Annotated in this window: 13 protein-coding genes and 1 pseudogene; 9 read left to right on the forward strand and 5 right to left on the reverse strand. The window is 57.9% G+C overall.

The window, feature by feature from the left end; translation table 11 throughout:
* The first annotated feature begins 121 nt into the window (after positions 1–121).
* The 5 genes from purL (at position 122) to ACIY1O_RS00385 (ending at position 8,000) form a co-directional block, all read left to right on the forward strand.
* The gene (gene purL, locus ACIY1O_RS00365) at positions 122–4,171 is read left to right on the forward strand and encodes a phosphoribosylformylglycinamidine synthase (RefSeq protein ID WP_397473075.1); all 4,050 of its coding nucleotides are present in this window, start codon (positions 122–124) and stop codon (positions 4,169–4,171) included.
* A gap of 36 nt (positions 4,172–4,207) precedes the next feature.
* Complete coding sequence (gene guaB / locus ACIY1O_RS00370; RefSeq protein WP_397473076.1) at positions 4,208–5,668, forward strand: IMP dehydrogenase; 1,461 nt, start codon at positions 4,208–4,210, stop codon at positions 5,666–5,668.
* A 65-nt stretch (positions 5,669–5,733) separates the two neighbouring features.
* Positions 5,734–7,320 (forward strand): glutamine-hydrolyzing GMP synthase, encoded by a 1,587-nt coding sequence (gene guaA, locus ACIY1O_RS00375; protein ID WP_397473077.1) that lies wholly within the window; start codon positions 5,734–5,736, stop codon positions 7,318–7,320.
* Positions 7,321–7,564: 244 nt separating this feature from the next.
* Complete coding sequence (locus tag ACIY1O_RS00380) at positions 7,565–7,885, forward strand: FitA-like ribbon-helix-helix domain-containing protein (RefSeq protein ID WP_397473078.1); 321 nt, start codon at positions 7,565–7,567, stop codon at positions 7,883–7,885.
* Positions 7,848–8,000 (forward strand): type I toxin-antitoxin system ptaRNA1 family toxin, encoded by a 153-nt coding sequence (locus tag ACIY1O_RS00385; RefSeq protein WP_397473079.1) that lies wholly within the window; start codon positions 7,848–7,850, stop codon positions 7,998–8,000. The genes ACIY1O_RS00380 and ACIY1O_RS00385 overlap by 38 nt, the downstream gene beginning before the upstream one ends.
* Before the next feature lie 100 nt (positions 8,001–8,100).
* Here ACIY1O_RS00385 and ACIY1O_RS00390 read toward each other — a convergent pair whose 3' ends face one another.
* The gene (locus ACIY1O_RS00390; RefSeq protein ID WP_397473080.1) at positions 8,101–8,352 is read right to left on the reverse strand and encodes a hypothetical protein; all 252 of its coding nucleotides are present in this window, start codon (positions 8,350–8,352) and stop codon (positions 8,101–8,103) included.
* Between the two features lie 756 nt (positions 8,353–9,108).
* On the opposite strand from ACIY1O_RS00390, the gene ACIY1O_RS00395 reads away from it, so the two are divergent.
* The 3 genes and pseudogenes from ACIY1O_RS00395 (at position 9,109) to ACIY1O_RS00405 (ending at position 10,279) form a co-directional block, all read left to right on the forward strand.
* Positions 9,109–9,336, forward strand: coding sequence for a hypothetical protein (locus ACIY1O_RS00395; protein WP_487047363.1), 228 nt, complete (start codon positions 9,109–9,111; stop codon positions 9,334–9,336).
* A 200-nt stretch (positions 9,337–9,536) separates the two neighbouring features.
* Complete coding sequence (locus tag ACIY1O_RS00400; protein WP_397473078.1) at positions 9,537–9,857, forward strand: FitA-like ribbon-helix-helix domain-containing protein; 321 nt, start codon at positions 9,537–9,539, stop codon at positions 9,855–9,857.
* Positions 9,854–10,279: pseudogene (locus ACIY1O_RS00405) on the forward strand (PIN domain-containing protein). Before ACIY1O_RS00400 ends, ACIY1O_RS00405 begins: the two are co-directional and overlap by 4 nt.
* Positions 10,280–10,342: 63 nt before the next feature.
* Here the strand turns inward: ACIY1O_RS00405 and ACIY1O_RS00410 are convergent.
* The 3 genes from ACIY1O_RS00410 to ACIY1O_RS00420 form a co-directional block, all read right to left on the reverse strand.
* Positions 10,343–10,780, reverse strand: coding sequence for an Ivy family c-type lysozyme inhibitor (locus ACIY1O_RS00410; protein WP_397473081.1), 438 nt, complete (start codon positions 10,778–10,780; stop codon positions 10,343–10,345).
* Positions 10,781–11,210: 430 nt separating this feature from the next.
* Positions 11,211–11,558 (reverse strand): two pore domain potassium channel family protein, encoded by a 348-nt coding sequence (locus tag ACIY1O_RS00415; protein WP_397473082.1) that lies wholly within the window; start codon positions 11,556–11,558, stop codon positions 11,211–11,213.
* A gap of 199 nt (positions 11,559–11,757) precedes the next feature.
* On the reverse strand, positions 11,758–12,381 hold the full coding sequence (locus tag ACIY1O_RS00420; protein ID WP_487047364.1) for a pseudouridine synthase: 624 nt from the start codon (positions 12,379–12,381) through the stop codon (positions 11,758–11,760).
* A gap of 128 nt (positions 12,382–12,509) precedes the next feature.
* Here ACIY1O_RS00420 and ACIY1O_RS00425 point away from each other — a divergent pair, with 128 nt between their 5' ends.
* Complete coding sequence (locus tag ACIY1O_RS00425) at positions 12,510–12,917, forward strand: carboxymuconolactone decarboxylase family protein (protein ID WP_397473083.1); 408 nt, start codon at positions 12,510–12,512, stop codon at positions 12,915–12,917.
* Positions 12,918–13,052: 135 nt separating this feature from the next.
* On the opposite strand, the gene ACIY1O_RS00430 is transcribed toward ACIY1O_RS00425, so the two are convergent.
* Positions 13,053–15,038, reverse strand: coding sequence for a M48 family metallopeptidase (locus ACIY1O_RS00430; RefSeq protein WP_397473084.1), 1,986 nt, complete (start codon positions 15,036–15,038; stop codon positions 13,053–13,055).
* Positions 15,039–15,045 lie beyond the last annotated feature (7 nt).

Raw genomic sequence — 15,045 nt, forward strand, 5'->3', positions numbered from 1 at the left:
CCTCCGCCACAACTCTGAGAAGCTTATAGGCCGCGTCGCCAGCCAGAACGCAACCGTCTCTCCCGTAACTCGCTAAAATAGGGGATTCCCCTTACTTCCGCCCATTTGTGCCCCTCCTATCGTGACTTCCATCCAGCATTTCCCCGGTTCCCTGGTCTTGTCGCCGTTTCGCCGCGAGCGTCTTTTAAAACGATTTGCCGAGCTGGATCTGCCGGTCGCCGATATCCAAGGGCGTTACGAGCATTTTGCCTGGGTTGAATCCGCCCTTGAAGCGGCCGAACAAGACACGTTGGCGACGCTGCTTGACTACGGAGTGCCGGTTTCACCGCAAAAAGAAGATCGCCACGCGCTTACGCTGCGCGTCATTCCCCGCTTGGGTACGGTGTCTCCGTGGGCCAGCAAGGCCACCGACATTGCCCATAATTGCGGCCTAACCAAGGTAAGACGCATCGAGCGCGGCATTCGCTACACCGTCAAGCCCAAACGCAGCCTGCTGGGCAGCCAGTCCCTCGACGCAGCCCAGCTTGAGCAGATAGCTGCGTGCTTGCACGATCGCATGACTGAAACCGTGGTGGACGAGAGTTTCGACGGCGCCGCGCTGTTTGCATCCTTGCCCGGCAAGGCCATGCAGACAATTGACGTCATGGGCCAGGGCCTTCAGGCCCTTGAAGAGGCCAACCGCAGCTTGGGCCTGGCGCTTTCCGACGATGAAGTCGAATACCTCGACGCTTCCTTCCGCCAATTGCAGCGTAATCCCACCGATGTTGAGCTGATGATGTTCGCGCAGGCCAACAGCGAGCATTGCCGCCACAAAATCTTCAATGCCGACTGGATCATAGACGGCGCCGTGCAGCCCAATACCTTGTTCGGCATGATACGCGCCACCCACGCCGCCCAGCCGGAAGGCACCATCGTCGCCTATTCGGACAACGCCGCCGTCATGGCCGGCGGCCCAGCGCGTGTATTCCATGCCGGTGCGGCGTCCAAGGGTGATCAGGACGCCGCTGTCTACGCGGGTCATGACGTTGTCATGCACACACTGATGAAGGTGGAAACCCATAATCATCCGACCGCCATCGCCCCGTTTCCCGGTGCAGCCACTGGGGCGGGCGGCGAGATTCGCGACGAGGGCGCGACCGGGCGCGGTTCCAAGCCCAAGGCCGGCCTTACTGGTTTTACCGTGTCCAACCTGCGTTTTGCCGACGCAATAGAGCCATGGGAAGCTGACTCTCACGGCTTGCCGGATCGTATCGCCAGCCCCCTGGACATCATGATTGAAGGGCCGATAGGCGGCGCAGCTTTCAATAATGAATTCGGCAGGCCCAATTTGCTGGGCTATTTCCGCAGCTATGAACAAACGGCGGCCGGTTCGCGCTGGGGCTATCACAAGCCCATCATGATCGCGGGCGGCTTGGGCGCCATCGACCAGCGGCTTACCCACAAAGACCCTATCCCCCCCGGAGCATTGCTTGTGCAATTGGGCGGCCCCGGAATGCGCATCGGCATGGGTGGAGGGGCGGCTTCCAGCATGAGCGTCGGGGCCAATAGCGCCGAGCTGGATTTTGATTCCGTGCAGCGCGGCAACCCCGAAATCGAGCGACGCGCCCAAGAGGTCATCGACCGCTGCTGGCAACAGGGCGAGGGCAACCCCATCGTTGCCATCCACGACGTTGGTGCGGGCGGGCTATCCAATGCCTTTCCCGAGTTGGTCAACGATGCGGGGCGCGGCGCCATCTTTGAACTGACCCAGGTCCATCTGGAGGAATCCGGCATGTCGGCCGCGGAAATCTGGAGCAACGAGGCCCAAGAGCGCTATGTTCTGGCCATACAGCCCGAAGACCTGGAGCGCTTCGCCGCCATTGCCGACCGAGAGCGCTGCCCCTACGCTGTGGTGGGCGTTGCAACCGAAGAGCGCCAGCTAAGAGTTACTTTGGGCGAAGACCTGCCCGGCGTCGCGCAAGCCCCGGCCGGCCAGCCAGTACAAGAGCCGCGACCGGTTGACGTGCCGATCGATGTCATCCTGGGCAAGCCTCCGCGCATGACGCGCGACGTGAAGCGGCTGCCCCTGCAGCACGCGCCCGTGGACATCGTCGGCCTTCCGCTTGAAGACGCCATAGAGCGCGTATTGCGCCATCCCACCGTCGCCAACAAGACCTTCCTCATCACCATAGGAGACCGCAGCGTGGGCGGGCTGACCAGCCGCGACCAAATGGTCGGGCCGTGGCAGGTGCCGGTGGCCGACTGCGCCGTCACATTGGCCGATTTCGAAGGCGTGCGCGGCGAAGCCATGGCCATGGGCGAACGCACGCCCCTGGCGGTTATTGATGGTCCGGCCTCGGGCCGCATGGCGGTGGCCGAGGCCCTGACCAACCTGGTTGCGGCCGACGTGGGCTCGCTTAAAGACATCAAGCTTTCCGCCAACTGGATGGCGGCTTGCGGCGTGGAAGGCCAGGATGCCGCGTTATATGACACCGTTTCGGCTGTAAGCCAATGGTGCCAGGCGCTCGAGCTGTCCATTCCCGTCGGCAAGGATTCGCTTTCGATGCGCACCACTTGGCAGGAGCAGGACGGCACACGCGACGTGATATCGCCGGTATCGCTGATTGTGACGGCCTTTGCCCCGGTAACCGACGTGAGGGCCACCCTGACGCCCCAGCTTCGTACCGACGCGGGCGACTCGGCCCTGATTCTTATCGACCTGGGCCAGGGGCGTAACCGCCTGGGCGGTTCGGTGCTGGCTCAGGTGTTCAATCAAACCGGCGACACCATCCCCGATATCGACGATGCGGCCATGATGGCGGCCTTTTTCAGCGTGGTGCGCAAGCTGGCCGAGCAAGGCCATGTGCTTGCGTATCACGACCGTTCCGACGGCGGTTTGTTGGCGACCGTGTGCGAAATGGCGTTTGCGGGCCGGGTAGGGGTGTCGCTCAACCTCGATATGCTTACCATCGACCCGCACGCGGCCGATTGGGGCGACTACAAGATCCGTCCAGACCAGGTGGCGGTGCAGCGCGACGAGCTTACCCTCAAGGCGTTGTTTGCCGAGGAGGCGGGCGCCGTGTTGCAAGTGCCGCTGGCCCAGCGCGACGCGGTCATGCAGACGCTGCGCGAGGTGGGCTTGTCGGTGCACTCGCACGTGATCGGCAGCTTGAACAAGCAGGACGAAATCCAGGTGTATCGCGACGGCAAATGCATCTATGCCCGTCCGCGCACCGAACTGGCCCAGCAATGGAGCGAAGTGAGCCGCCGTATCATGGCGCTGCGCGACAACCCCGCCTGCGCTCAGGCCGAGTTCGATGTCTGGACGAACGCTGACGACCCGGGCTTTACGCCGGTGGTCAATTTCGACCCGCAAGAGGATGTCGCCGCGCCCTATATCGCCACGGGCAAGCGCCCGCGCGTGGCCATTTTGCGTGAGCAGGGCTGCAACAGCCAAGTAGAGATGGCTTGGGCATTCGACAAGGCGGGCTTCGAAGCGTGGGATGTCCACATGACCGACCTGCTGTCGGGTCGCGTCACCCTTGAAAGTGTGCAGGGCCTGGTGGCTGTGGGCGGCTTCAGCTACGGCGATGTGCTGGGCGCCGGCGAGGGCTGGGCGCGCACGATTCGCTTCAATTCACGTTTGTCCGACCAGTTCGCCAAGTATTTTCAGCGCGCCGACACCTTCGCCCTGGGCGTATGCAATGGCTGCCAGATGATGGCCACGCTGGCCGACATGATTCCGGGCGCCTCGCATTGGCCGCGCTTCACGCGTAACCTGTCTGAAAAATATGAGGCGCGGCTTTCCATGGTTGAAATTGCCGATTCGCCCTCGCTATTTCTGAAAGACATGGCGGGAACCCGGGTGCCCATTGCTGTGGCCCATGGCGAAGGCTTTGCCGATTTCCAGATGCAAGGAGACCAGACCCGTGTGGCGTCGGCCTTGCATTATGTCGACAACCTGGGCGGGCGTACCGAGGTCTATCCTTATAACCCCAACGGCAGTCCGGATGGCCTGGCCGGCGTCACCACCGACGACGGCCGCTTCACCGTAATGATGCCTCATCCCGAGCGCGTAACCCGCAATGTGATGATGTCCTGGCATCCTGAGCGTTGGGGAGCGAACGACGCCGGTGGCGATGCCAGCCCGTGGATGCGGATGTTCCGCAACGCCAGGGTGTGGTTGGGATAGGCGTATAATCTTGCTTTGTGCACGGAGTTTTCGAGAATGCGGCTCATCAAAAAAGCACTGACCTTCGACGATGTGTTGTTGGTTCCTGCCTATTCCGAGGTCTTGCCTCGCGACACTTCTCTGCTTACGCAGTTCACACGCGACATCACGCTCAACATCCCCCTGGTCTCGGCGGCCATGGACACCGTTACCGAAGCGCGCCTGGCTATCGCCATGGCCCAAGAAGGCGGTATCGGCATCATCCATAAAAACCTCAGTGCCGACGAACAGGCCCGGGAAGTGGCTCGCGTCAAGCGCCATGAATTCGGCATTGTCATCGATCCGGTAACCGTCACGCCCACCATGAAGGTGCGTGATGCCATCGCGTTGCAACGCCAGCATGGCATCTCGGGCCTGCCGGTGGTCGAAGCCGGAAAACTGGTCGGCATCGTCACCAATCGCGATCTTCGTTTCGAAGATCGTCTCGACGTTTCCTTGCGCGACATCATGACGCCGCAAGAGCGTCTGATCACCATGGATGAAAGCGGCACACTTGACGAAGCCCAGGCCCTGATGCACAAGCACCGCCTCGAGCGTGTGCTGATCGTCAACAGCAAGTTTGAATTGCGCGGCCTTGCAACGGTGAAAGACATCGTCAAGAACACCGAGCATCCCATCGCTTCCAAAGACGGCCAAGGGCAGTTGCGCGTGGGCGCGGCCGTCGGGGTGGGCGAGGGCACTGAAGAACGCGCCGAGAAACTTGCCGCCGCCGGCGTAGACGTCATCGTCGTCGATACCGCGCACGGCCATTCCGCTGGCGTGATCGAACGTGTTCGCTGGGTCAAGAAACAATATCCGCGCATCCAGGTCATCGGCGGCAACATCGCCACGGCCGAAGCCGCGCGGGCGTTGGTCGACGCCGGCGCCGACGCGGTGAAGGTGGGCATCGGCCCGGGCTCCATCTGCACCACGCGTATCGTCGCGGGCGTGGGGGTTCCGCAGATCACCGCCATTTCCGACGTTGCACAGGCCCTCGAAGGCACAGGCGTGCCGCTGATCGCCGACGGCGGCATCCGCTATTCCGGCGACGTCTCCAAGGCCTTGGCGGCGGGCGCATCCACCTGCATGATGGGCGGCATGTTCGCCGGCACCGAAGAGTCTCCCGGCGACGTCGTGTTGTACCAGGGGCGTTCGTACAAATCGTATCGCGGCATGGGCAGCGTCGGCGCGATGAGCGACGGCTCGGCCGACCGCTACTTTCAAGACCCGGCCAACAACGCCGACAAGCTCGTGCCCGAGGGCATCGAGGGCCGCGTGCCCTACAAGGGCAGCGTCATCGCCATCATCTACCAACTGGTTGGCGGTATCCGCGCCTCCATGGGCTATTGCGGTTGCAAATCCATCAGTGAAATGCGCAGCAAGGCACAGTTTGTCGAAATCACTTCCGCCGGCGTGCGCGAATCTCACGTGCACGACGTGCAGATCACCAAAGAAGCACCCAACTACCGAGCTGATTGATTCCGCCTCGTTATATTGCACACTTCGCGCCACCTTCGGGTGGCGCTTCAAATAAGCCAACCATCATGCATCAGAAAATCCTCATACTTGATTACGGTTCGCAAGTCACTCAATTGATCGCGCGACGCGTGCGCGAGGCGGGCGTCTATTGCGAAATTCATCCAGGCGATGTCGATGATGGTTTCATTAAGGGTCAGGAAAACCTGCGCGGCATCATATTGTCGGGCAGTCACGCCTCGGCCTATAGCGACGGCTCATTAAGCGCGCCGACTGCGGTATTCGAAGCGGGCGTACCCGTCTTGGGTATTTGCTATGGCATGCAAGTCATGGCCTTGCAGCTTGGCGGCGAAGTAGAGTGGTCAGACAAGCGCGAGTACGGCTACGCCGAAGTGCGCGCGCGCGGCCACACCCGCTTGCTTGACGGCATCGAAGACTTCGCCACCACCGAAGGCCACGGCATGCTCAAGGTGTGGATGAGCCACGGCGACAAAGTCACCGAGCTGCCTGCCGGCTTCAAGCTGATGGCGTCCACAGAATCTTGCCCGATCGCCGGCATGGCCGACGAAGATCGAAATTTCTACGGCGTGCAGTTTCACCCCGAGGTTACCCACACAACTCAAGGCCAGGCCTTGATATCGCGCTTCGTCCATGAAATCTGCGGTTGTGCCGGCGACTGGAACATGCCCGATTATGTCGACGAAGCCGTGGCCGCCATCCGCGCCCAAGTCGGCGACGATGAAGTCATATTGGGTTTGTCGGGTGGTGTTGATTCTTCCGTGGCCGCCGCGTTAATCCATAAAGCCATCGGCGACCAGCTTACCTGCGTCTTCGTTGACCACGGGCTCTTGCGTTTGAACGAAGCCGACCAGGTCATGAACACCTTTGGCGACCATTTCGGCATGAAGATCATTCACATCGATGCCACCGAACAGTTCATGGGCAAACTTGCGGGCGTTGCTGACCCCGAGCAGAAGCGCAAAACCATCGGCAGGGAATTCGTCGAAGTCTTCCAAGCCGAGGCCGGCAAGCTGGGCAATGCCCGCTGGCTCGCCCAGGGAACTATCTATCCCGATGTCATTGAATCGGCCGGCGCCAAGACCGGCAAGGCCGTTGCCATAAAGTCGCACCATAACGTCGGTGGTTTGCCCGATACCCTCAACCTCAAGCTGCTCGAGCCGCTGCGTGAGCTCTTCAAGGACGAAGTGCGCAAGCTGGGCGTTGCCTTGGGCCTGCCTCCCGCCATGGTCTATCGACACCCGTTCCCGGGTCCGGGCCTGGGCGTGCGCATTCTGGGCGAAGTCAAGCACGAATACGCCGATTTGCTGCGCAAAGCCGATGCCATCTTCATCGAAGAGTTGCGCCGCGCCGAAGACCCTGTCAGCGGCAAGAACTGGTACGACCTTACCTCACAGGCGTTTGCGGTCTTCCTGCCGGTTAAATCGGTGGGTGTCATGGGCGACGGCCGAACCTACGACTATGTAGTGGCCCTGCGCGCCGTGCAAACCTCTGATTTCATGACAGCTGACTGGGCTGAATTGCCATATTCCCTGCTGAAGAAAGTGTCCTCGCGCATCATCAATGAGGTGCGCGGTATAAATAGGGTGACCTACGACGTGTCAAGCAAACCGCCGGCGACGATTGAGTGGGAGTGATTCTTCTTAATAACTTATTGATTTTGTTTAATAAAATTAATGTCATTGATGATGTGTTTTACATTGTCAATGGCATTTTTCTTGGTATGTGAGAAGCATGCTATATACGGGTAGGGTGGGCATGTGCAGCCCGGCTAGATCCAGATTGGTTTCGTGAGCTGTCCCCGCAGGCGCAAAGGCTGATTATGAGTGCAATCGTTATATTTGAAGCCAGCAACCAGCCCATAGAAATTGGGACGTGATCGTGAAGCGCTTGATATATTTGAATGCAATTTTTATGATTGATTTCACGGCAATCAATGGGAGGCATGCAGGCATGAGAGCAGTAACGATCAGGAATGTGCCGGAAGAGGTGCATCGAGCGATCCGGGTGAGGGCGGCGCGGAACGGCCGTACATTGCAAGCCGAGATGTGCGACATATTGGCTACCGCCGTGAAACCGGAGGGCCGGGTAAAGCTGGGTGACTTGCTGGCAAGCATCGGGCGCAAGGTGAAATTGACCGACGAAGAAATGGCGGTTTTTGACCGTGACCATTCACCAGCCCGCGCAGCGAGCTTTGAATGATTTTGCTGGCGAACGCTTTCATGGTGGTGTACGCCAGGCCGAAACAGGCCGTGCGACTCGGAATGACTTCTGCAAAGCCCTGGAGGCGATTCGCCGATCTTTGCCCCAAGCGTAGCCCGGCGGAACGGATAAGAATAATAATAAGAAGATTATTATTCTTATCATCTTACCCAGCCCGGCAGTAAGTACGACGGCGGCCAGATGACCGCTTTCTGCTATTCAATCTCGTATCTGATCTTCGCCTGGGCGGCGATTTCGTAGGCCGCGTCGCTGGTGGCCTCGGCATGGGCCAGATACGCACGTATGGCTTCTGCGCTTTGCAAGTCCTCGACCAACAATTCGCGGCCGACTGCCGGGGTATCAACCCATTCGCGCTGTGCCGGTGGTAGTGGATAGCCACCGGCGGCTATGGCCTTGGCCAGCACATCGTCCGCGTTCAGCTCGACTACGGAGCCACCGCGCATCACGCGACCGGCTCGGCTATCTGCAACCGCGTCTTCAGTGTTTTCTTGCCCATGTCGGCTCTCCGTTTGGTAGCGGCCGTTCAAGTTTCCCTGAGCCTCCTAAGTTTTTCTCTCATTGAACAATATGCAGGGATCGCACCCTTGAAAATTTTGTACTATTATGAACCAATTTGACACACTGCAGAGCAGGTGCCGCCATGTCTACAAGCCACGACGACGAGTTCCTTACCATTAAGCAGGTAGCAGAACTCCTGAAGGTTACCATCCGCGACGCTCGCGCCTCACGCCGGATGGCTTCCGGTTTACGAAGGACGTTGCTCAGTTTTCCGGCTTCCATAAGTTCTGTGAAAACTTCCCCTACGACTTCGTTGAGAAGAAGGCGTCCGAGCGGGAGTCGGGGCTGAACATGGCGTACATACCCATTAGTAAGGTGTCTGACCAGATTCAGAACCGTGTTTTCAACAGACCGCTGGCCCACAATGCTAAGCTCGATCTCATGAAAAGCCGCTTATCGAGCGTCCAAACCCAATAATGTGATGAAAAAACCGCCTGTTCGCCTTTCTAGGTCGAATCCACGGGTAAGCCGCAGTGACCATCAATCGGTAAGTATCGTTCGAGAGCATCGACATCAACTTATCCTGGACTCTTGGCATCATCCAAGAATGGGTGCGATAGATCACAGGAAGGGCCTCCAATAGTAAGGAGAAAATAAAATGACGAAGCAGCTTCAAGACACCCAGATGAACTGCACCCCAAAGGTTGGATTTATATCCAACTTTTGGGGTGCAGTTCAAGAAGGAGCCGTTTTTCTTTACCGAGGAAATCGCGGTTGAGATGGTCGCTGCTGGCTACGAGTCCGAGCTACCGCCCATTGCCTGCACGATGCGTCTACGTGACGTGCTGACGGATATGAGCGATGCCGAGCTGGCATTGATCGCTGACCAGGAGCGCGAGCGCCGACAGAACAAGCAATTTTCAGTCAGCTAAATCGATGATGTGTTTTACATTGTCAATGGCATTTTTCTTGGTATGTGAGAAGCATGCTATATACGGGTAGGGTGGGCATGTGCAGCCCGGCTAGATCCAGATTGGTTTCGTGAGCTGTCCCCGCAGGCGCAAAGGCTGATTATGAGTGCAATCGTTATATTTGAAGCCAGCAACCAGCCCATAGAAATTGGGACGTGATCGTGAAGCGCTTGATATATTTGAATGCAATTTTTATGATTGATTTCACGGCAATCAATGGGAGGCATGCAGGCATGAGAGCAGTAACGATCAGGAATGTGCCGGAAGAGGTGCATCGAGCGATCCGGGTGAGGGCGGCGCGGAACGGCCGTACATTGCAAGCCGAGATGTGCGACATATTGGCTACCGCCGTGAAACCGGAGGGCCGGGTAAAGCTGGGTGACTTGCTGGCAAGCATCGGGCGCAAGGTGAAATTGACCGACGAAGAAATGGCGGTTTTTGACCGTGACCATTCACCAGCCCGCGCAGCGAGCTTTGAATGATTTTGCTGGATACAAACGTTATATCGGAGCAATTTCGAGCCGTACCCAGTGAAACGGTGATTGGCTGGTTGAGTCGTCAGCCGTTGGAAACGCTTTATCTGGCATCTATGACCGTGGCCGAACTGCGCGCCGGTGTTGCCCTGATGCCCGTTGGCAAACGCCGGACAGTGCTTAGTGACAGCATCGAACAACAAGTGTTGCCGGTGTTTGTGGGCCGGGTGTTGCCGTTTGATATGGCGCTTGCACACGTGCCTATGCCGATGTGCTGGCAGCCGCTCGCAAGGCCGGCAGCGGCATCGAGGCGGCTGATGCCGTCATAGCGGCGATTGCCCTGGATAACGTTCAGCGTGGCTACAAGGGACGTAAGCCCCTTCCTGGCGGCTGGCGTGAAAGTAATCAACCCTTGGGAAGATCAAGAGTAAAGCAGTAGTCGTGCAGTGTTGCACGGCACGCCGAACCTCGAGCTCATACCATTACGCCCGTCTTTAATACAAGTACTTCCCTAATACTTTGGCCTTGTCCCAGTCGGTCTTCCCTAGCCAAGTCGTCTCGCCTTTTATTACGTTAGGCCCGTCAAAAGTGTTGCGCACAAAGGCGCCTGCCACTATATCCTTGCTTTTGGGATCGTACATAACAACATAGCTTTCGCTGATGCAATCATGCGGCTTGCAACCCCAATAGACGTTGTAGTCGACGTTGTCGAGAGTTTCTACCGTTGGAGGGGCAGTGGTACCGTAGCTGCCTAGCCAAGAAGAGTCCTTGACGACAGGAGCCATGATTTTTTCAAAAGCGGATTTTAAGGCAGGGCTCGCCTGGGCAGCCTCATACAAGTGTTGCGGCTCCTTCTCCGCTTGGGCTACGTGCACACCTAAAAGCAAGGGCAAGATAGACAAAGAGATCATAGATGCTTTAACTACCTTCATGGCAAAGACTCCCATAATATGACAGGCGTGTTTATTTGAACGTGGCTCATGTCGCCACCAGCATCGGATATATGGAAAATAAATCCGATGCTGGCGTCTGGCGCCCTGGCCAGCTTACTGATTGTGAACGATGCTCGCAGCGCTTTGTCGAAAATACACCTCGCGCACCGCTCTTGCATCAGCCGTGACATTGGCTTTGAAGCAGGCCTTTCCATCGAGTAGATGGCAAAGTATTTAGCGCAGGACATAAGATTGCGGCCACCAAACAAGACTTACTGACCAGCTAAGTGCGCTTGTTATTTTGGCGCAGCACTGAGGCGTTTAATCAAATCTATTTCGGCTTGTCGGTATGGCGTTCCGTCCGATTGGAAAATATCATGAAACCAGATCACCGGCTGCTGGTCTGTATAGGGGTGGAACCAGGGTTGCGCTAGGCCTCGTCCTCATCCAGATGGAATTTATGAATGATGCGATGTGCAAGAGGCGCGAGAATGATGCCCAGTGTTGCCACGAACACCAGGCCCACAAACATGCTGTACCCGGCAAAGAAGAGTTTGCCGATGGGGGTTGCAGGAACGATATACGGACCAATGCCGCCCACGATAAGAGCGGTATTGAGCACCGCGTCGTGCCAGTGGATGGGTTCCAGCCAGATATGGGCGGCAACGCCGATTACGACTGTGATCGCCAAGACCAGAAGTGCGTACAGCACGTGAATGAAAAGACGGTGCGCAAAGTGATGGCCCGGCAACAGGGGCTGATTTTTTGATTCGTACATTATTTTAAAAAAACACGGCTATCCCGCCGTGAAATAGTTGTAGCGGGGCAGGCTGCTCGTGCACAGCATACTGACGTCTGTTGACGCAGATGCCCCTTACTGTCCCTATCATTGGGGGCCATTCTCGCCTCGTTAGACAAGGAATGTCAATTCGCAACTGTTAACTTCTGTCAATAATGCCCCGCTAAGCATAGTGACATTAAGTGGTGATGGAAGAGGGAGTCTCAAGCTCGCGCCACGCGCCCGGCTGCAGGCCATTCAAATGCCAGGGGCCAATCTGCACCCTGATCAGCCGTAGTGTCGGCAAGCCAACCGCTGCTGTCATACGCCTTACTTGTCGATTTCGCCCTTCCTGGATGGTGAGTTCCAGCCACGATGTAGGAATGGCCTTGCGATAGCGCACTGGCGGATCGCGCGGCCAGATATCGGGTTCGTCGATCAAACGCGCTTGCGCGGGTAAAGTTGGCCCGTCATTAAGCTTGACGCCAATTTGCAGGCTTTGCAATTGTTCAACGGTGGGTTCACCCTCGACCTGAGCCCAATAAGTTTTTGGGATTTTAAAGCGGGGGTCGGAGATGCGCGCCTGTAGGCGTCCGTCGTTGGTCAGTAGCAGCAAGCCTTCGCTATCACGGTCCAGGCGGCCCGCCGGGTAGACGTCGGCAACATCCACATAGTCTTTAAGTGTGGCTCGCCCTTGGTCGTCGCTGAACTGCGTAAGTACATTGAAAGGCTTGTTCAGCATCAATAGTCGTGCAGTGGCGGGCGCGGGCCGTCGGGCCGTCGGCGGCCGAACGAATGGTTTGCTGGAATGTTTGGGCGGCATGAAGGAACTCATCTGTGTTTGCTATTGTGGGGCACGATTCGATGCAGCAGTACAACCATTGAACCGGATATGATGAGCAAGCCAGCGGCAAGATGGTTTAGCAATGTTCTGATTCATAGGAGATGAATATGCCCAGTGATCGTTACCAAAAAGGGTTGGAAAAACTTAAAGAGCTGACGGTGCCGAACGAAAACAGCCCGACGGGTCATATGGAAGTAGGCGAGAGCTTCAAGGATGTGGCTCCAGACCTTACCCGCTTGGTGGTAGAGTTTGCGTTTGGCGATATTTACGCCCGTCCGGGGCTTGATAACAAGCAAAAAGTGCTTACGACAATTTCGGCTTTGGTGGCGCAAGGCACCCCGCAGATTGGCATGCATGTGGTCACCGGCCTGAATGCCGGCCTGACGCCTGATGAGATTGTGGGCTGTGTCATGCACCTCATTCCGTATGTCGGCTTCCCGCGCGCACTGACAGCCTTGAAGGTGGTGCAAGACGTCTTTGCCGAGCAAGGTGTAGCGATCTCTCAAACGAGTTGAACCAATTTTTCGGCTCGGCCCCGCTTTATAGAGGGCGAACGCTTTGTCTGCGGAGCCACGCTGATAAAGGTCCTCCGGCACGCGATAGGCGGGCAGGCGGGTTGGCGCTTTCATGCATTCAAGCGCAGTTGGAGTCTAGAGCTTCAGGTCTGTATCAGCAAGCAACGGCGGCAGCGGGCAGTTCAGCGAATCGGCGATGGCTCGCAGCAGCTCTGCCTGGGTGATGGTGACAAATCCGTCATGTTCGACGGCTCGCGCTAATGCCTGCATCAGCGGCCGTTTGTCCGACGGGGGCAGCTCGTTTAAATGGATGACTGCCGGTTCCAGAGCAGTGGCCGACACGGCATCGCGCGGCAACAGTTCCAGCCCTTTTATTGGCAAGCATGACGCGGCGGTGTCGAACGCAGCGCGTGCCTGATCGTCGCCCGTATGGCCGGCATGCACGAGTGCCGAAAGCAGAACCTGACATTGCTGGCGCGAATTGTTAAGCGTCGACTTGTGCAGACGAGGCGGCGGTGGCTCTATGTTGTGAACCACGATACGGTACAGCGCCCACTCCATCAGGCTGATCTGCTTATCGGCCATGATAAGTTTGCCAAGGCAACTTTTGAACGTGTTGTATTGTGCGCTGGACAACTGCTTGAGCGCCGGCAGGGCTAATGAAACCAGGGGCAGGCGCGAGCGTGGGTCCAGTGCGGCGAGCTTGGCCGCCAGCTTGATCACGTATCGATATGCATCGGGTTCGGCCGTCTGTTCCAATGCGGCCAATTGGCTGGAGCGCACAGGTTCGGATGTGTCCAGCAGCATGCCATAGATCAGCGCCCGCGCGGAATAAATATCGTGGGCGGCCTCTCGCAATTCTGGGTCAAGAGATGCGATCGTTTGCTGCGCATAGGCTACATGCCTGGCGCCGGGCCGGCCAATGGCTTCGATGGCGTCTTGTGAGGCGTTGGCCGGCAGCAGCGTCGTTTGTCTCGACGTGCGGTCGTGTGCAAGGGTGGCTGCGGTTGCCGCATGCAGCACGCCCAGCGCAGCGCTCGAGCGGTCAGCGTCGTGCGTTGGTTCAGGGGCGGCCTCTGGCTGCGGTGATATGAAGCTGCCGTCCCACTCGGGCTGCACGCGGCGGATGCGCTGTTCCAGCGGTGGATGCGTGGCCATAAACGTGCTGAATGCGCCTCGGATAGCGCGACTGAAGAACATATGACTGTATTCGGACGCGTTCGCCGCGTCGACCTGAGAGCCTGCCTGGCTGCCTCCGATTTTCTTGAGGGCGTTGGCGATGCCGGCGGGGTTCCGGGTAAATTGCACGGATGACGCATCGGCCAGGAACTCGCGTTGGCGGCTGACGGCTGATTTGATCAGGTTGCCGAAAAATGTTCCGGCGAAGCCCACCACGACGAGCACGATGCCGATGGCAAGCATGATAAGTGCCGAGTTGTCCTTCGAGCCGCTGCTGCGTCGGAACGGGGCGCTGCGCAGCAAAATATAGCCGACCAGGCCAATAAGCAGTATGCCGTTCAGCGTTGCCACCAATTTGGTGTTCAGCCTCATGTCGCCATGAAAAATGTGGCTGAATTCATGGGCCACCACGCCCTGAAGCTCATCGCGCGTTAGTAGCCGGATGCAGCCCCTGGTGACACCAATGACGGCATCCTGCGGTGTGTGCCCGGCGGCAAACGCGTTGATGCCCTCATCTTCCAGCACGTATACGGGTGGAACAGGAATGCCCGATGCAATTGCCATTTCTTCTACGACATTAAGAACCTTTTGTTCTTCAAGATTGGCCGTGGCGGGGTCGATGGGTCGGCCATTAAGCGATTCGGCTACTGCCTTGCCGCCACTGCGTAACTGGAAGTGCTTGAAAAGGCTGCCGGCTGCTACGACTGCGATGACCAGCACCGCTATGGCGCCGACCAGTTGCCAGTCGAGCAGGGTGATCGTTTGTGTGACCCAACTTTCTGCTGTAACGGCGGCGTTCGGGTCGCGCTGATTAAGCAGGGCGAGAATTGCGGCGACCGCCACAGATGAAATTGCCACAAGACTGATGACTGCCAGGCACATTAATACAACCAGCTTGCTGGTATTGTGCTTGGCGCGCTCTTGTTGCTCGAAAAAGTTCATTGTGGCT

Origin of the sequence: Pusillimonas sp., from assembly GCF_044464525.1 — a bacterium.
Lineage (GTDB): Bacteria > Pseudomonadota > Gammaproteobacteria > Burkholderiales > Burkholderiaceae_B > Pusillimonas.